We start from the raw sequence: 17,309 nt of genomic DNA, 5'->3' as shown, positions 1-17,309 counted from the left end.
GGCGTACGTGGATCAACGCGAGGATGACGGGATGATCGTATTGGAAAAACGGCCCCAGCCATCGCGCGTCTGGACATTTGCAACCCCGCTGCTGGCGGTCGTTTTGACAATGATCTGCGGCGGGCTGTTATTTGCCGCCCTTGGCAAAAATCCGTTCGAGACGATCCGCACGATTTTCCTTGATCCGTTGTTTTCGGAATTCGCGTGGTATTATCGCCCGCAACTTTTGATCAAGGGCGCGCCTTTGGTGCTGATCGCCATTGGGCTGTCGTTCGGGTTTAGGGCAGGCATCTGGAACATCGGGGCCGAGGGGCAATATATCGTCGGTGCGATTTGCGGGGCGGCGGTCGGATTGGCATTTTATCCGGCTGAGTCGGTTTTGATCCTGCCACTGATGGTGCTTGCAGGTGCGCTTGGCGGGATACTCTGGGCGATGATCCCCGGCGTGTTGCGGGTGAAATTCGGCACCAATGAAATCCTCGTGTCGCTGATGCTGGTTTATGTGGCCGAACAGTTACTTGCAGCCATGGCCTTGGGCCGGATGCGCAACCCTGAAGGCATGGGGTTTCCCGGCAGCCGGAACCTTGCCCAATATCCCAGTGCGACAAGCTGGATCAATGAAGGTGCGGGGATGCACTGGGGTGTCGTCGCGGCATTCGTCGCGGTCATTTTCGCCTATGTCACGCTGTCCCGCCACATCTTTGGCTTTCAGGTGCGCCTGTCAGGGCAAAGCCCGCGGGCCGCTAAATTCGCCGGGGTGAACCCTGGCCTGCTGGTTTTGATCTGCATGGGCATTTCAGGCGGGCTGGCGGGCCTTGCCGGATTGTTTGAGGTCGCCGGGCCTGCAGGCCAGGTCAGCATCGATTTCAACGTGGGCTATGGGTTCACTGCGATTATCGTGGCGTTTCTGGGTCGGTTGCACCCTGTGGGGATATTACTGGCCGGCGGGCTGATGGCGCTGACCTATATCGGTGGCGAGATTGCACAGTCCAATCTTGGGCTGCCGGGGGCGGCGATCCAGTTGTTGCAGGGAATGCTGTTGTTCTTTTTGCTGGCGGTGGATGTCCTGACAAACTACCGCGTCCGGCTGCGCAAGAGAGAGGTCGCATGATGGATCTGTCGTCAATCAATCCGATCCTGTTGTTTGCGTCACTGATGGTCGCGGCGACACCCATTTTGCTGGCGGCCATCGGCGAGTTGGTGGTGGAACGCGCGGGCGTTCTGAACCTGGGCGTCGAAGGCATGATGATAACCGGGGCCGTCTGCGGCTTTATCGTGGCTGTGAACACCGGGTCACCATGGCTGGGGTTCCTCGGGGCGGCGCTTGGGGGGGCGATATTGTCGCTGGTGTTCGGGGTGCTGACCCAGCTTTTCCTGTCAAACCAAGTGGCGACGGGGCTGGCGCTGACATTGTTCGGGCTGGGCCTGTCGGCGCTGATGGGGCAAGGTTATATCGGGATCAAGGCCCCTGATTTCCCTGATTGGCACATCCCTTTGCTGGGCGATCTTCCCTTTATCGGGCCGATCATGTTTCAGCACGATCCGATGGTCTATGTCGGGCTGGGGATCGTCGCAGCCGTCTGGGCGTTCCTGACCTACAGTCGCGCCGGGCTGATCCTGCGGGCGGTCGGCGAAAATCACGAGGCCGCGCATGCGCTGGGTTACCACGTGATACGTGTGCGTCTGCTGGCAATCATGTTCGGCGGGGCCTGCGCGGGTCTGGGCGGGGCATATTTGTCGCTGGTGCGGGTGCCGCAATGGACCGAAGGCATGACCGCCGGTGCTGGCTGGATCGCGCTGGCCATCGTCGTATTTGCAAGCTGGCGGCCATGGCGGCTTTTGCTGGGGGCCTATTTGTTTGGCGGCGTCACCGTTTTACAGCTTAATCTGCAAGCGGCAGGCGTGGCCGTGCCGGTCGAATATCTTTCCATGTCGCCCTATCTGGCCACCATCGCCGTTCTGGTTATTATGCGGGCGGGACGGGCGCCAGGATCACTGGGCCAATCTTTCCATGCCTCACGTTGAGGCGAAACCAAGTCCACCAAGGGGATAAGTATGACGATAAAAACACTTCTGACCGGGGCGACGCTTGCATTAGGTCTGACCACCGGCAGCTTTGCACAAGACACGACCAAGGTCGGCTTTGTCTACGTGGGCCCCGTCGGCGACGGCGGATGGACCTATGAACACAACCAGGGTCGTCTGGCCGTCGAGGAGCATTTCGGCGATGCGGTGGAAACCGTATTCGTGGAAAGCGTGCCCGAAGGTCCTGACGCCGAACGGGTCATGACGCAAATGGCGCTGCAAGGGGCCGACCTGATCTTTACCACATCGTTTGGTTACATGGACCCGACAATGAACGTCGCGGCCAAGTTTCCGGATGTGAAATTCGAACATGCGACCGGCTTCAAGCGGGCTGACAACGTGTCCACCTATTCCGCACGTTTCTATGAAGGCCGCGCCGTGCAGGGCCACATCGCGGGCCATATGACCGAAAGCAACATCATCGGCTACATCGGGTCCTTCCCGATCCCCGAAGTGATCCGCGGCATCAACGCGGCCTATATCCACGCCAGCGAAGTGAACCCTGACGTCGAATTCAAGATCGTGTGGGCCTACACCTGGTTCGATCCCGCGAAAGAGGCCGAAGCCGCCACCGTGCTGATTGAACAGGGCGCTGACGTGATCCTGCAACACACCGATTCAACCGCACCGCAGGCCGCCGCACAGGCCGCCGGCAATGTTGTGACATTCGGTCAGGCATCCGACATGGCCGAATTCGCGCCCTTCCCGCGCGTGTCTTCCATCATCGACAACTGGGCACCCTACTACATCGCCCGGACCCAGGCCGTGATCGACGGCACATGGGAAAGCACCGACACATGGGATGGGATCGGGCCAGGCATGGTCGGCATCGGTGAAATCACCGACGCGGTTCCAGCCGACGTCAAGGCATCCGCCGAGGCGCTGCGCGACAGCATCGCATCGGGCGAATATCACCCCTTCACCGGCCCGCTGAACAAGCAGGACGGCTCTGCATGGCTGGCCGAAGGTGAAACGGCCGATGACGGCACACTTGCCGGTATGAACTTTTATGTCGAAGGGCTGACCGGCGAAATTCCGCAGTAAGCTACACACAGCATATTCAAATCAGACCCCGCTTTGGCGGGGTCTTTTTTGTTGGTCACAAGGCCGAAAACGCGTTTGGGCGTGATCCATTTACAGGCGTTTCAAGCGGGCGCCGCCGCCGATCACGGCACAACCAGTGGCTGCAATACGATTCGTCGCGAACCAGTCATGCGCGGGCAGATTGCAATTATGGCAAAGCGCACCGAAACAGACCGTATTTACGCGCCCGCGCCCAACCAAAACAACAGCAGTCCAACAGCACTCGAGACGCCAAAAACCAAACGTGCGCAGCTGATTGTGCAGAACATACACGCCGTGCGCACGCACCTCATACACGGATTTGTGAATATTTTTCATTGTTTAAGTGTGGCGTCACCATGGCCGTCTTTCAATTCCCGCAGCCGCACAGACCGGCCATCGTACTCTTCCGAGCAGCCAGAAAGTCCGCCCGCGACCAAGGTGAACAAAACGCAACAATCGCAGAATTAGGCACGGTTTCGCCCCAATTTACGCACAAATGTCGCGCAACTTGACAGAGATCGGTCACAGTTTTGCTGAGCGACAAAACAACAGCGCCGCCTTGTCTTCGCGATTGGTTCAGGGGCGAGCAGAGCATGAATTGCAAGTATGGAGAACAGGATGGACCTTAGAATCCGCAATACAAGACGCAGGTTTCTGGCGGCCTTGACGATGTCAACGGCGATGCTGGCACCGGCGGCCGCATTGTCGCAAAGTCAAGAAGTCACGCTAAAGTCGGCAGACGGCACCGTGAACCTTGTCGGGGATTTTGTTGAATTTGCAGATAATAACTATGTGATCCGGACCGGATTGGGCGATCTGCGGATTTCTGCCGCCCGCGTCAGCTGCGAAGGCACTGCCTGCCCCAGCTTTGGCACGACCGAGGCCGATGTGGCCATCGTTGGTGCCGACGGGGTTGCAATCGGCGTGATGCCGCTTTTGCTGTCCGGGTATGCCGCCAACCTTGGCGCCGAAGCGACCGTGACATCGACGGCCCAGGACGGCCAGATCGTTGCTGAACTGGTGGGCGAAGAGGGCTTTGGCGATCCGATCGGCAGCTATCTGGTTACATCGTCGAGTTCTTCCGACGGGTTCAGTGCGTTGCTGGACAAGTCAGCCAAGATCGCCATGGCCTCGCGGCGCATCCTGCCAGCAGAGGCCCGCGCCCTGCGTGATGCGGGCGGCGGAAACATGATTGACCCAAATCAGGAACATATCATCGCGCTGGACAGCCTGATCGTGATCACAAACCCGGACAACGAAGTAAATCAACTGACAACGGCACAGTTGCGCGGTATCTTTTCCGGCCAGATCACCAACTGGTCACAGGTCGGCGGCCAGGACGCGCCGATCATGGTTGTGGATCGCCCCAAGAGTTCGGGCACCGGCACGGTCTTTCATGATCGGGTGCTTGGCGAAGATGTCGCCGAAGCTCTGGCCAGTGCCACTATTATCGAAACCAACAACGAAACAGCCGCTTTCGTCAACAGCAATCCGAATGCCATCGGCTATGTCGGCTATGCGTTCCAGCGTGGCGCACAGCCGGTTACGCTGGTCAACGAATGCGGTCTGGCAGTGACGCCCGACACGTTCTCGGCCCGGACCGAAGAATACGAGCTTCAGCGCTTCCTGTATCTGTACAACCGTGCTGATACATCCGACGCAGCCACCACTGCCTTGCTTGACTACGCGACCTCTGACGCGGCCGACGAAGTGATTGCCAAGGCTGGCTTCATCGACCTTGGTGTCGGTCGCCGCGCGCAAACCATGAACGGGGACCGGGCACGCCAGCTGCTTGATACGAACGCGGATACTTATGAATCAGGTCTCATGCAGCAAATGTTGTCAGAGATGGTCGCATATGACCGCCTTTCGACGACCTTCCGCTTTCGGACCGGTTCCGCCTCACTTGATCCGCGCGGCCTGCTGAACATGCAGCGCCTTGCCGACTATCTCGCAGACCAGCCAGAGGGCAGCAATGTGCTCTTCGTGGGGTTCACCGACGATGTGGGTGCCTTCGATAGCAACCGCGACTTGTCCGTCGGGCGTGCGCAACAGGTTCTGGACACCATGCGCGACTTTGCCGGTGACCGCCTGGGCAATGTTCAGATGTCCGCAACGGGTTTCGGTGAAGTCGCGCCAACAGCGTGCAACAATTCCGAAAACGGCCGCCGGATCAACCGCCGGGTCGAGGTGTGGATCACGACGAACCAAAGCTGAAAGAAAGACCGGCACCGGGCGGCAAACGATCGCCCGGTGCGAAGTTCATGAACGGGGCCAGCCGGGCTTCTGATCGCGCCGACCTCATCTTGGCCAGACACTGATCACGTGACCGCAGAGGCTGTTTTACCGTTCTGAAAATCGTCTCAAAGGCATTTCGGCTGATGTCGTACCCGACATTGGCAGGCACCTCTGCCAGCCCCGGCAGAACGGAAGAGTAGGAAATCAAATGACCGCTATCACGAAAGTCGAAACATCACAGGCCGCAGCCGGTGTGTGGTTTGCGCGAACGCTCCGATTGTTCGGCATGGCCGCGCTGTTGACCACAGTCATCACGCCTGCGACCTCGTTTGCGCAGGTCGAGCAGGCCGACACCTATTCGGGCGGCAAATCGCGAGTCAACAATTCCGCCAAGCTGCGCGCCTTGACCGAAGGTATCGCGGCTGTCAGCTGCCAGTTGTCGGGCGGAATCGCAAGCGACACCGCAACCACAGCGCTTGCCCGGATGCAGGGCAACTTCAACACGATCCTTGCGGGTCTTGAAAACGGCAACCCTGCATTGGGGATGCCCGGTGCGGAACGGTCATCTGTCGTCAAACGGTCCATCGGCACCGTCAGGAACGGCTGGGAACCCATGAATGCCGCCGTCACCGCAATGTTGGATGGTGCAGCAAGTCAGGCAAACGTCGTCAGCACCGGCCGCGCCACGCTTTTTGACGCCTCGGTGATCCTTGCTTCGGATGTGTCGGGGCAATACTCCGACCCGCAGGAATTGCTGCAATCGGACGCCATTACCTTTAATTTTATCGGACGTCAGCGCGAACTGGCCAACAGCATGTCACGTATGATCTGCGAATTGGCAACCGGTACGGGTAGCGGCGCGACCCGCGAAGAACTTCAGCAGGCCGTCTCCCTTTTCGAAGCGTCGCTCAATGCATTGCGGGAGGGCTTTCCCAATGCAGGCATCAGCCCGCCGCCAAATGACGCCGTCAGCGGCAGCCTGGACCAGATGCTCGCACTCTGGACCGAGGGGAAGCCAGTCTTTGATGCGGTCCTTGGCGGGGCCACCGCGACAGAAAATGATGTGACGCGCGTTACCGATCTGGTCGCTGATCTGTCCGTGGTGATCAACAATACCGTCACGCTTTACCTGATCTCCAGCCCCGGCCAGTCAGGCGTTTATCGGGTGCCGCTTACCGCATATACGCGCGATGAACTTGCAACCTGGTTGGTGGATCCCGATCTGATCGCGGCAGTGAAAGCACAAAATCTGGGGCACGCCGACCTGACCGAAGACGCGGTCATCGCACTGGACCAAGACTGGCGCGCACAGGCCAAAGCAGGGGGTGGCCCACTGATCGACAAGCTGATCAATGAACCTGTATCGCAGTGGTTGCTGGCAAGACAAAACGCAACGGCCGGTTTCGTGACCGAAGTTTTCGTGATGGATAACAAGGGTCTGAACGTCGCGCAAAGTGCTGTCACCTCTGACTACTGGCAGGGCGACGAAGCGAAGTGGCAGGAAACCTACAACGTCGGCCCCGATGCACTGCATATCTCGGATGTGGAATTTGACGACAGCACAGGATTTTACCAGTCGCAGGCATCGCTTCCGATCACGGATCCGGAAACGGGCGACATCATTGGCGCTGTCACCTTTGGCGTGAACGTCCAAAGCCTGATGTAGAACGGGCGCACATCATCAACCGACCAGCCGTGCAGGCGCGTTTCGTTTGCACGGCTTTTTCTTGTGACCTGGCTGGAAATAAGGTCACACTGATCGAAAAGGACAGAACCATGACCAATTCCGTGGCGCTGATGGGTGTCAAGGGCGGTCCGGCGATTCGCCCCGGCTCGCATATGCCTACTGCAATCCTGCTGCGACTTGCCGGCAAGACGGTGCTTGTCGATGCCGGTCTGGGTGTGACGCGTGGTATCTGTGATCAGGGGGTGCCCCTGACGGGGATCGACATGATCTTTATCACGCATCTGCATTCCGACCATTACCTTGAACTTGGCCCCTTGCTGCACACCGCATGGACAGCCGGGTTGAACCGGCCCGTTCCCGTAATCGGCCCTGCCGGGCTTGCGGCCTACTGGGCGGGGTTCGGGCAATCCATGGATTTCGACATCGCGCTGCGGGTCCGCGACGAGGGGCGCTGCGATTTCGCGCCCCTTGCGCAGATCAGTGCACTTGCCGAAGGTGTCACCGATTACGGCGGTATCACCGTCACGGCCATGCGCAACCATCATCCGCCGATTACCGACAGCTATGCATTGCGCTTTGATGCCATGGGCAAGTCTGTCGTCCTGTCAGGCGACACGGCCTATCTGCCGCAGATGGCCGATTTTGCCAGCGGGGCGGATCTGCTGGTCCACGAGGCAATGCTGCGCGAGGGTGTCGAAGCGCTCTGCGCGCGGATGACGAATGGTGATGAACGCTTGCGCCAGCATATCCTGAACAGCCACACTGACGCTGCAGATGTGGGCCGCATCGCCGCCGACGCGGGGGTCAGGCAGTTAGCGCTGAACCATTTCGTACCCGACGGCGACCCCGATTTCACCGATGCCCATTGGACGGCAGAGGTGCGCAAACACTGGTCAGGGCCGCTTTTTCTGGGCAAAGACGGTATGGTAATCTCCCTTTGAAATAGAAAAAGGGCGCGTCGGTGTCCCAACGCGCCCCCTTTGTCATGTCAACATGATCAATGCTTGTGCTTGACGATCTCGCCCGACTTCAGGCGGCGGACATAGCTGTTCAGCTCGCGCTTGACGATCGGCATCAGGAAATACAGCGCGATGATGTTCACGATTGCCATTGAAAACAGCATGGCGTCGGAAAAATCGATCACGGGGCCAAGGCTTGCCGCCGCGCCGATCACGATGAACACACAGAAAATGATCTTGAAGATCAACTCCTTCACAGCACCTTCGCCGAACAGGTAGGTCCAGGCCTTTAGCCCATAGTAGGACCAGCTGATCATGGTCGAAAAGGCAAAGAGCACGACCGCGATCATCAGCAAAACGGGGAACCACGAAAACGCCTGTGCATAGGCCGCCGATGTCAGCGCAACGCCGCCCACATCGCCATCAGTCGCAATCCGGCCCAATTCGGCGTTCCAGATATAAAGCCCGGTTTCAGGATCAAAGTTCAGCACACCGCTGATCACGATCACCAGCGCTGTCATCGTGCAGATCACCACCGTGTCGATGAACGGCTCCAACAGGGCCACATAGCCCTCGGTTACGGGTTCCTTGGTCCGCACGGCCGAGTGGGCAATCGCCGCCGACCCGATCCCTGCTTCGTTGGAAAACGCCGCACGCCGGAACCCCTGAATCAGCGCACCGGTAAAGCCACCGACGACGCCAAGCCCGGTAAAGGCCCCCAGAAAGATCTGCCCGAACGCCCATGCGATCTGGTCATAGTTGATGATCAGGATCAGGATCGACACAAGAACATAGAAAATCCCCATGAACGGCACGACCTTTTCCGTCACGCGCGCAATGGATTTCAGACCGCCCGCGATCACGGCGAATGTTACCAACGCCAGCACGACACCGGTGATCCAGCCCGGGAAATCCCCAAATACGCCGGCAATCTGTGCATGGGCCTGATTGGCCTGAAACATGTTGCCGCCGCCCAGCGCACCAAGAATGGTAAAGATGGAAAACAGAACCGCCATGAACCCGCCCAGCGGCAGCCCCTGTTCCTTGAACCCTTTGGTGATGTAATACATCGGCCCGCCGGACACGCTGCCGTCAGGGTATTCATTGCGGTATTTCACACCCAACGTGCATTCGGTGAACTTGGTCGCCATCCCGAACAGGCCTGCAACCACCATCCAGAAGGTCGCGCCCGGCCCCCCGATACTGACTGCAACCGCGACGCCCGCGATATTTCCCAACCCGACAGTCCCCGACAGCGCGGTGGCAAGCGCCTGAAAGTGGCTGACCTCGCCTGCATCGTTGGGATCGGAATAATCACCTTTGACCAGCCGGATCGAATGGACAAAACCCTTGAACTGGATCGCCCCGAAATAGACGGTAAACACCAGCGCACCAATCACCAGCCAAAGCGCGATCCAGGAAAATGTCGTGCCAGGCAAAGGCGCAAAGATAAACGATACATACCAGCCGGTATAATCTGCGAAAATGGTGTTGATCCGCTCGTCAAGGCCCACGGCCTCTTGTGCGGCGGCCATACCGGGAAGCAGAAAAGCAATCAGCCCGGTCATGAAGATATGGAATTTGGACATGATTTTACCTCTCATGGAATGATCGTGACCGGCACCGAGGCCGAAGCCACCAGTCGACCAGTGACGCCACCGAAAATGCGTTCCTTCAGACCCCGGGTGCCGACGCGCCCGATGATGATCTGCTTGGCGCCATGTTCACCGGCCAGCGCATCCAGGATCTCGGCGGCATCCCCGTGCCGGACAATCCCCACTGCGTCAAAACCTTCGGTCTTGGCCTGCGTCAATGCAGGGTCCAACACCCGTTCATGCGCCATCGCGATTTCCTCTTCGCGGCGTTTGTGGCGTTGCTCATTCTCTTCGGGTGTCTGAAAACTGAAAGGCGACCATTCGATCACATAACAAATCACGATCCGGCAGTCCCCGACAGCCTTGGCGCGGTCCTTGGCAAAGGCAAGCGCCCGCGCCCCCGCATCAGACCCATCAAGACCGACGACAAATGTTGTCTTACTCATGGCAATGTCCCTGTGTTTATATTGTTGCGTATCATTGAACGGGGTCTATTGACCCGATGCAGACAGCAGGTTCTTTCGCCTGCCTGTCCGACATCCTATGCGATCAAGTGCATTTTGCGAAAAAAACTTATCATTTGCCAAAATTACAGTCCAAAATGACGCCAGAACTGACCCAGACATGTCTTTTTTGCCCAAAAATTACCTGCCATCAGGCCAGTTTCCTGCCTGCCAGAAACCATAATCTCTTGATCCCTGCGGTCGGGGGACCTTTTTCTCGCCTCTGGCAGCGGTCGCCGATCTCAGGCTCCACGACCGTGGCAGATCGCATTTATGGAAAATCCAAATTGCTTGGGCAGTGACATTAACCTGCCCTACAGCATTTGAGGTGCACAAGGATTTGACCCAAAAGTGACAAGTCAGCCCATGTTGATCGCACCCACCTTGATTATTCTCTGCGGCCTTTGCCTGATTGCATCGCTTGTGTTCGGCTGGCGACAACACCGGCGATACCGCAATGTGCATGCAACCCTTGCAAGGGAACGGCGCGAAGCGCGGTATCACCGGATGTCTTCGGAAAATGCGGATGCCGGGCTTCTTGTCCAAACCATGGACGGCGTCACGCTTTGGGCGAATGATGCATACTACAATATCACCAAACGGACCGAAGACGAGGTGATTGGGCGCAACCCGCTGTCATTCGTCATGCCCCCTGATCGCACCCCCAGTGAGGCGGAAATCAAGGCATTTCGTCACGACCCCGATGATCTGGCAGCCGAAAACGTCACTTTGCGTGAAAACATTCGCGGGGATGGAAAACTGATCTGGGTCGAGGTCAGCACCTCTTACCATGAAGAGGGCGAGGGCGAAAAACGCGCCATTCTGGTATGCCGCGATGTGACCAGCAGCATCGAGAAGGAACGACAGCTTCAGGCGACAAGCGAAAAACTCGCCCATACGGCGGCGCATGATACCCTGACGGGCGCGGCCAACCGGGCCGAGTTCCTGCGTTTCGTTGAACTGGAACTGGCCAGAACACATCAGGACAGCCGCATCGGCATCCTGCATATTGATCTAGACAGCTTCAAGCAGATCAATGACACGCATGGCCACTCTGCCGGGGATGCCGTTCTGGTCACGATTGCGGCGCGCATCAACAACTGCCTGCGCGACACCGATCTGGTCGCACGCGTCGGCGGCGACGAATTTATCGCTGTTTGCACCGGTTTGCGCAGGCTGGATCAGCTTGAACAGATTGGTGAAACGCTCATTGATGCCGTGAAACGGCCGATCATCTGGGACAACCGTGCGCTGCACTGCGGCATCAGCATCGGGGCCGCGATATCCAGCGATCAGATCAAGACAGCGGACGAACTGCTCCTGCGATCCGATTTCGCGCTTTACGACGTCAAACAGCGCGGACGGGGTCGCGTCGCTGCCTATAACAGACGTCTTTACGCCAGGCAGGTGCGTGAAACACAGATCGCCGCAGAACTGCACCAAGCGGTGCAATCGCGCAGCCTGCGTTTTCTGTTCCAACCCACTGTCAGCATGGCGTCCGGCGAGATCCGCAGTTTCGAGACGCTGGCCCGGCTGGAAAATCCGCAAAACGGGCTGCTTGGACCGGTGGAATTTCTCCATGTTGCACAATCGCTTGGCATCATGCCCGATATTGATTTTCTCGCGATGCAGGCCGCGCTTGATCTCAAGGTCCGGCTGAATGCCATGTCCATTCAATCCGTGAATATCAGCTTCAACGTTTCTCCGGCGGCGCTCGCCCACCCGGATTTCATGGCAAACCTTGACTGCGGACTGACCACACGCGGGTTACAGCCACAAGATATCACGGTCGAACTGCTCGAGGCTGTCGTTCCCGGTGCGCGACATCGCAAAACACCCGCCGGCCCCCTGACGGCCGCATTGGGAAAGGCGGGCATCGCGACAATCCTGGACGATTTTGGCGGTGGCAACGCCGGCCTGCGCCACTTGGGCAAACTCGCGATCAACGGGATCAAACTCGACCGCGCGCTGACCGATGACATCCTTGACAACCACACCAACCGAACGATCCTGCGCGCGATATGCACAATGTGCCGTGATCTTGATCTGGACGTTGTCGCCAAAGGCGTCGAAAGCGCCGAACATGCGGCCCTTATCGCCAAACTCGGCGGCGATGTCGTGCAGGGTTATTGCGTGGCCCGGCCAATGCCCGAAACAGAGGTGATTGCATGGCTAATGACCAACACCGATTGCCCCCAAGGGATACCGTCGCTATCTAAGGGGCAACTCATAGCATAGCGGAGCGTGCCAAATGGCCAGCAACCAATTCGTCTATTTCATGGACGGCGTATCAAAGACCTACCCCGGCGGGAAAAAAGTATTCGAAAACATCCGCCTGAATTTTCTGCCCGGCGTCAAGATCGGCGTCGTCGGTGTGAACGGAACCGGGAAATCCACCTTGATGCGGATCATGGCGGGACAAGACAAGGAATTCGCAGGCGAGGCGTGGGCCGCCGAGGGCGCACGCGTGGGCTATCTGCCACAGGAGCCCGAGCTGGACGCGAGCCTGAGCGTGCGCGAAAACGTCATGCTGGGCGTCGCCGACAAAAAGGCGATCCTTGACCGCTATAACGAAGTCGCGATGAACTATTCCGAAGAAACCGCCGATGAAATGGCGCAGCTTCAGGATGAGATCGACAGCCAGAACCTATGGGATCTCGACGCGCAGATCGACATATCAATGGAGGCATTACGCTGCCCCCCGGACGACGCCGATGTCACCACGTTGTCAGGCGGTGAAAAGCGCCGGGTCGCGCTGTGCAAACTGCTTTTGGATGCGCCAGACATGCTACTGCTCGACGAACCGACCAACCATCTGGACGCCGAGACAATCGCATGGCTGCAACAGCACCTGATTGATTACAAAGGCACGATCCTGATCGTCACCCACGACCGTTATTTCCTGGATGCAATCACCGGCTGGATTCTGGAACTTGACCGCGGTTCGGGCATTCCGCACGAAGGAAACTATTCCAGCTGGCTCGAGGCCAAGGCCAAGCGTCTGGAGCGCGAAGCCAAGGACGACAAATCAAAACAGCGCACATTGCAGCGCGAATTGGAATGGATGCGTCAAGGCGCCAAGGCACGGCAGGCCAAATCCAAGGCCCGGATCAGCGCCTACAACGATTTGGCGGGACAGTCCGAGCGTGAAAAGATGGGCCGCGCCCAGATCATCATCCCCAATGGGCCCCGCCTTGGGTCCAAGGTTATTGCCGTTGACGGGTTGAAAAAGGCGATGGGTGACAAGCTCTTGGTGGAAAACCTGTCGTTCGATCTGCCGCCGGGCGGCATTGTCGGCGTGATCGGGCCGAACGGCGCGGGTAAATCCACGCTGTTTTCCATGCTGACAGGGCAGGCCGAACCGGACGCAGGCACCGTAGAATATGGCGAAACCGTCAAGCTGTCCTATGTGGATCAGTCGCGCGATGCGCTAAGCGGCGACAGCACCGTGTGGGAAGAAATCACCGGTGGCGCGGAAATCATCGAACTGGGCGATGCCTCCATGAACTCTCGCGCATATTGTTCAGCCTTCAACTTCAAAGGCGGCGACCAGCAGAAAAAGGTCGGCTTGTTGTCGGGCGGCGAACGCAACCGCGTGCATATGGCCAAGTTGCTGAAATCCGGCGGCAACGTGTTGTTGCTTGACGAACCGACCAACGATCTGGACGTCGAAACGCTGCGCGCGCTTGAAGACGCGCTTGTCGATTTCGCCGGCTGCGCCGTAGTCATTTCCCACGACCGTTTCTTCCTCGACCGGATCTGCACCCACATCCTTGCGTTCGAGGGTGACGCCCATGTCGAATGGTTCCAAGGCGGGTTCACAGATTACGAAGAGGATAAAAAGGCCCGGCTGGGCGCCGACGCACTGGAACCCAAGCGGATGAAACACAAGAAATTCGTGCGTTGATTACAGCCCGTCAAACAGACAAAAGGGTGCGTGACCGACGGACCCTTTTGGTTTTCGGTCTTCATTTTTCACTCGGATGTCGGCGCAGGCCTGCCCTGAATACAAGCCCGACGCGATGCTGTCACACGAAATTCACTTGCATTTTGTAATGCAAAGCCCCATGTGGGGAGTGCAGACGTTATTCAACTCGACCACTGTTTTCCCTTTCGGCTACAGTCTATCGATTTTGCACTGACTACGCCGGGCTGTCGCAATCATGTGGGCAGCATTGATACTAAAGGAAAAACACGATGGCTACTGGCACCGTGAAATGGTTCAACGCAACTAAAGGCTTCGGCTTTATCGCTCCCGATGGTGGCTCCAAGGACGTTTTCGTCCACATCTCCGCTGTTGAGCGTTCCGGCCTGACCGGCCTGAAAGACGACCAAAAGGTCACTTTCGACGTCGAATCTGGCCGTGATGGTCGCGAATCCGCGATCAACCTCGCACTGGCTTAAGTCTTGCGTTAAAAAATTCGGGTGCGCGTAGACATGCGCGCCCGTTCGTCGGCGCATGGTTGCTGACACAACAACAATCCCCCAAAAATCTTGATTTTTTCGCTGATTCTGGCATGATGAATCGTGCGACGTTGACCTATCGACCACTGACCCTTCACGGCCCAGTCATGCGATCCGAGTTTGACCGAGCCAGTCCGCTGCAATTTCGCGAGTGGAGAACATGAAGGAAGGCAAAGACATGGCATCAGGCACTGTCAAATGGTTTAATACAACAAAAGGTTACGGTTTTATCGCGCCCGATGGCGGATCAAAGGATGTATTTGTACATATCTCAGCTGTTGAGCGGTCCGGTCTCACCGGGCTCAAGGATGATCAGAAAGTGAATTTTGATATCGAAGCAGGGCGTGATGGACGCGAAAGCGCCGTAAACCTCACTTTGGCTGATTAATCAGCCCGTTTATGCCGCGAAAAGGGCGCCCCGTTCGGGCGCCCTTTTGCGTGGGTTTCCGACGGCACGCAGCCTTGCCATATGCACCCCACGCCCCACCTTCTGCGTCAAAGGAGAGTGACATGCGCGCATTGGTGATCGGGGCAAGTGGCGGAATAGGCGCCGAGATTTCCCGCCAGTTGGAGACCAGCGGCTGGGATGTGACACGGCTGTCGCGACGACTGGATGGGTTGGATGTGACCGACCCCGCATCGGTTGACCGCCATTTGGGGCAGCTCACGGGTGTTTTCGAGCTGGTTTTCGTGTCCGTTGGCATTCTGGCGCCCTCCGGTTCCGGACCGGAAAAAGCGCTTGGCGCAATCACGGCAGGCGACATGGCACAGGTCATGGCCGTCAACGCCATTGGTCCGGCACTTGTTCTTTCCCACATTCCACGGCTTTTACCAAAAGAGCGCCGCAGTGTGGTTGCCGTACTGTCAGCGCGCGTGGGTTCCATCGGCGACAATCAAATCGGCGGTTGGTATTCCTATCGCGCTTCCAAGGCCGCGTTGAACCAGATCGTGCATGGTGCCGCCATCGAACTGGGACGGTCGCACAAGGGTTCTGTCTGTGTCGCGTTACACCCCGGCACCGTGAAAACGCCTTTTACCGTTGATTACGCGACCCGGCATAAGACCGTCCCGGCAAGTACCGCGGCAAACAATCTGCTGTCGGTGCTGGATGGGCTGACACCCGAAAAATCAGGCGGCTTTTATGACTATGCGGGCAAGGAAATCCCTTGGTGAGGCTGGTCCTGGTTCTGGGTGATCAGCTTTCGGCTGATCTGTCGGCACTGCGCAAGGCCGACAAGGAAACGGACGTCGTCGTCATGGCCGAAGTGGCAGACGAGGCATCTTATGTGCCGCATCACCCCAAAAAAATCGCCTTTACCCTTGCTGCCATGCGCAAATTTGCCGCCAGCTTGCGCAAAGACGGCTGGCAAGTCGCCTATACCAAACTGGACGATCCCGAAAATTGCGGGACGATCACCGGCGAATTGATCCGCCGCGCAGCGGAACATGACGCGGCGGGTGTCATTCACACCGAACCGGGCGAATGGCGGCTGATCACTGCGCTGGGTGACATGCCGCTGAAAACGCATTGTCTGCCCGATGATCGTTTTATCGCCTGTCATCAGGAATTTGATGACTGGGCAAACGGGCGCAAGGCGCTGCGCATGGAATATTTCTATCGCGACATGCGCCGCAAAACCGGCCTTTTGATGGATGGTGGCAGCCCCGAAGGCGGCAAGTGGAATTATGACCACGACAACCGCAAGCCGGCCCCCGATGACGTGGAATATGGCGGCCCGATGCGGTTTGCACCGGATGACACCGTGGAGCAGGTGCTTGATCTGGTGCAGGCGCGCTTTGGCGACAATTTCGGCACCTTGCGCCCGTTCTGGTTTGCCACCGACAGCGCGCAGGCCCAACAGCATTTGGCGCATTGGATCAAGGGTGGGTTGCCCAGGTTTGGCGACTTTCAGGATGCGATGCTGAATGATAACCGGTTCTTGTATCACGCAGTCGTCGGGCTTTATGTCAACGCGGGTCTTCTTGATCCTCTGGCTGTCTGCCGCGCCGTCGAACAGGCCTATCGCGATGGTGCTGCACCGCTGAACGCGGTCGAAGGGTTCATTCGGCAGATCATCGGCTGGCGCGAATATGTGCGCGGAATCTATTTCCGCGAAGGGCCTGATTATGTCACCCGCAATGCGCTGGGGCATAGCCGTGATTTGCCTGCGATGTTCTGGGGCGCAGATACAGCCATGAACTGCATTGCCAAATCTGTGGCCCAAACCGGGTCAGAGGCTTATGCTCACCATATTCAACGTCTGATGGTCACGGGGAATTTTGCCCTGCTGGCAGGGGTTGACCCCGCGCAGGTGCATGAATGGTATCTGGCCGTCTATGCCGATGCCTATGAATGGGTCGAGGCCCCCAACGTCATCGGCATGAGCCAATTTGCCGATGGCGGGATCATCGCGTCAAAACCCTATATTTCGTCGGGAAATTATATTCACAAGATGTCGGATTACTGCGGCAACTGTGCCTACCGCGTGCAGGACAAGACCGGCGACAAGGCCTGCCCGTTCAACCTGCTTTACTGGCATTTTCTGGATCGGCATCGCGATCGGTTTGCAGGCAACCCGCGGATGGGCAACATGTATCGGGTCTGGGACCGGATGGATGAAGACCGGCGCAAGACCATCCGGCAAGAGGCGGATGACTGGCTGCGCCGGCTAAACAAGGGCGAGGCGGTCTAGATCAATCGATGAACAGACCG

Annotated in this window: 15 protein-coding genes; 13 read left to right on the top strand and 2 right to left on the bottom strand. The window is 58.0% G+C overall.

Annotation, left to right across the window (positions count from 1 at the left end):
• Positions 1-31: 31 nt before the first annotated feature.
• From ACTG4B_RS04860 to ACTG4B_RS04830, 7 genes are all read left to right on the top strand, one after another.
• On the top strand, positions 32-1,111 hold the full coding sequence (locus ACTG4B_RS04860) for an ABC transporter permease (protein WP_439154610.1): 1,080 nt from the start codon (positions 32-34) through the stop codon (positions 1,109-1,111).
• The gene (locus ACTG4B_RS04855; protein ID WP_439154609.1) at positions 1,111-2,025 is read left to right on the top strand and encodes an ABC transporter permease; all 915 of its coding nucleotides are present in this window, start codon (positions 1,111-1,113) and stop codon (positions 2,023-2,025) included. The genes ACTG4B_RS04860 and ACTG4B_RS04855 overlap by 1 nt, the downstream gene beginning before the upstream one ends.
• Before the next feature lie 30 nt (positions 2,026-2,055).
• Positions 2,056-3,129: a BMP family ABC transporter substrate-binding protein gene (locus ACTG4B_RS04850; protein ID WP_439154557.1), complete on the top strand. Its 1,074-nt coding sequence runs from the start codon at positions 2,056-2,058 to the stop codon at positions 3,127-3,129.
• An 81-nt stretch (positions 3,130-3,210) separates the two neighbouring features.
• Complete coding sequence (locus ACTG4B_RS04845) at positions 3,211-3,618, top strand: hypothetical protein (protein ID WP_439154556.1); 408 nt, start codon at positions 3,211-3,213, stop codon at positions 3,616-3,618.
• Positions 3,619-3,768: 150 nt separating this feature from the next.
• Positions 3,769-5,367 carry a phosphate ABC transporter substrate-binding/OmpA family protein gene (locus ACTG4B_RS04840; protein ID WP_439154555.1) on the top strand — a complete coding sequence of 533 codons (1,599 nt, stop codon included), beginning with the start codon at positions 3,769-3,771 and terminating at the stop codon, positions 5,365-5,367.
• Positions 5,368-5,596: 229 nt separating this feature from the next.
• Complete coding sequence (locus ACTG4B_RS04835; protein WP_439154554.1) at positions 5,597-7,054, top strand: type IV pili methyl-accepting chemotaxis transducer N-terminal domain-containing protein; 1,458 nt, start codon at positions 5,597-5,599, stop codon at positions 7,052-7,054.
• A 110-nt stretch (positions 7,055-7,164) separates the two neighbouring features.
• On the top strand, positions 7,165-8,016 hold the full coding sequence (locus ACTG4B_RS04830; protein WP_439154553.1) for an MBL fold metallo-hydrolase: 852 nt from the start codon (positions 7,165-7,167) through the stop codon (positions 8,014-8,016).
• 56 nt (positions 8,017-8,072) lie between these two features.
• Here ACTG4B_RS04830 and ACTG4B_RS04825 read toward each other — a convergent pair whose 3' ends face one another.
• Complete coding sequence (locus ACTG4B_RS04825; protein ID WP_439154552.1) at positions 8,073-9,638, bottom strand: alanine/glycine:cation symporter family protein; 1,566 nt, start codon at positions 9,636-9,638, stop codon at positions 8,073-8,075.
• Positions 9,635-10,075, bottom strand: coding sequence for a universal stress protein (locus ACTG4B_RS04820; RefSeq protein WP_439154551.1), 441 nt, complete (start codon positions 10,073-10,075; stop codon positions 9,635-9,637). The genes ACTG4B_RS04825 and ACTG4B_RS04820 overlap by 4 nt, the downstream gene beginning before the upstream one ends.
• A 423-nt stretch (positions 10,076-10,498) precedes the next feature.
• Between ACTG4B_RS04820 and ACTG4B_RS04815 the strand changes: the two genes are divergently transcribed.
• The 6 genes from ACTG4B_RS04815 to ACTG4B_RS04790 all read left to right on the top strand — a co-directional run bounded on the left by ACTG4B_RS04815 (position 10,499) and on the right by ACTG4B_RS04790 (position 17,289).
• Complete coding sequence (locus ACTG4B_RS04815) at positions 10,499-12,370, top strand: putative bifunctional diguanylate cyclase/phosphodiesterase (protein ID WP_439154550.1); 1,872 nt, start codon at positions 10,499-10,501, stop codon at positions 12,368-12,370.
• 13 nt (positions 12,371-12,383) lie between these two features.
• Positions 12,384-14,039 carry an energy-dependent translational throttle protein EttA gene (gene ettA, locus ACTG4B_RS04810; RefSeq protein WP_439154549.1) on the top strand — a complete coding sequence of 552 codons (1,656 nt, stop codon included), beginning with the start codon at positions 12,384-12,386 and terminating at the stop codon, positions 14,037-14,039.
• Between the two features lie 290 nt (positions 14,040-14,329).
• On the top strand, positions 14,330-14,536 hold the full coding sequence (locus ACTG4B_RS04805) for a cold-shock protein (protein WP_296374375.1): 207 nt from the start codon (positions 14,330-14,332) through the stop codon (positions 14,534-14,536).
• Between the two features lie 238 nt (positions 14,537-14,774).
• On the top strand, positions 14,775-14,984 hold the full coding sequence (locus ACTG4B_RS04800; RefSeq protein ID WP_055291916.1) for a cold-shock protein: 210 nt from the start codon (positions 14,775-14,777) through the stop codon (positions 14,982-14,984).
• 122 nt (positions 14,985-15,106) lie between these two features.
• A complete protein-coding gene (locus ACTG4B_RS04795; RefSeq protein WP_439154548.1) occupies positions 15,107-15,769 on the top strand; it encodes an SDR family NAD(P)-dependent oxidoreductase in 663 nt (220 codons plus the stop codon).
• On the top strand, positions 15,766-17,289 hold the full coding sequence (locus ACTG4B_RS04790) for a cryptochrome/photolyase family protein (RefSeq protein ID WP_439154547.1): 1,524 nt from the start codon (positions 15,766-15,768) through the stop codon (positions 17,287-17,289). Before ACTG4B_RS04795 ends, ACTG4B_RS04790 begins: the two co-directional genes overlap by 4 nt.
• Positions 17,290-17,309 lie beyond the last annotated feature (20 nt).

Origin of the sequence: Yoonia sp. (genome assembly GCF_965660735.1) — a bacterium.
Taxonomy (GTDB): Bacteria; Pseudomonadota; Alphaproteobacteria; order Rhodobacterales; family Rhodobacteraceae; genus Yoonia.
Note: the sequence above shows the minus strand (reverse complement) of the source record. Positions and strands in the feature narration are given on the sequence as shown.

Excerpts from the sequence above, each read along its gene's own strand:
- ACTG4B_RS04860 (WP_439154610.1), top strand. The coding sequence starts at position 32 with ATGATCGTATTGGAAAAACGGCCCCAGCCATCGCGCGTCTGGACATTT.
- ettA (WP_439154549.1), top strand. The coding sequence starts at position 12,384 with ATGGCCAGCAACCAATTCGTCTATTTCATGGACGGCGTATCAAAGACC.
- ACTG4B_RS04855 (WP_439154609.1), top strand. The coding sequence starts at position 1,111 with ATGGATCTGTCGTCAATCAATCCGATCCTGTTGTTTGCGTCACTGATG.
- ACTG4B_RS04850 (WP_439154557.1), top strand. The coding sequence starts at position 2,056 with ATGACGATAAAAACACTTCTGACCGGGGCGACGCTTGCATTAGGTCTG.
- ACTG4B_RS04830 (WP_439154553.1), top strand. The coding sequence starts at position 7,165 with ATGACCAATTCCGTGGCGCTGATGGGTGTCAAGGGCGGTCCGGCGATT.
- ACTG4B_RS04825 (WP_439154552.1), bottom strand. The coding sequence starts at position 9,638 with ATGAGAGGTAAAATCATGTCCAAATTCCATATCTTCATGACCGGGCTG.
- ACTG4B_RS04795 (WP_439154548.1), top strand. The coding sequence starts at position 15,107 with ATGCGCGCATTGGTGATCGGGGCAAGTGGCGGAATAGGCGCCGAGATT.
- ACTG4B_RS04815 (WP_439154550.1), top strand. The coding sequence starts at position 10,499 with ATGTTGATCGCACCCACCTTGATTATTCTCTGCGGCCTTTGCCTGATT.
- ACTG4B_RS04835 (WP_439154554.1), top strand. The coding sequence starts at position 5,597 with ATGACCGCTATCACGAAAGTCGAAACATCACAGGCCGCAGCCGGTGTG.
- ACTG4B_RS04840 (WP_439154555.1), top strand. The coding sequence starts at position 3,769 with ATGGACCTTAGAATCCGCAATACAAGACGCAGGTTTCTGGCGGCCTTG.
- ACTG4B_RS04820 (WP_439154551.1), bottom strand. The coding sequence starts at position 10,075 with ATGAGTAAGACAACATTTGTCGTCGGTCTTGATGGGTCTGATGCGGGG.
- ACTG4B_RS04800 (WP_055291916.1), top strand. The coding sequence starts at position 14,775 with ATGGCATCAGGCACTGTCAAATGGTTTAATACAACAAAAGGTTACGGT.
- ACTG4B_RS04805 (WP_296374375.1), top strand. The coding sequence starts at position 14,330 with ATGGCTACTGGCACCGTGAAATGGTTCAACGCAACTAAAGGCTTCGGC.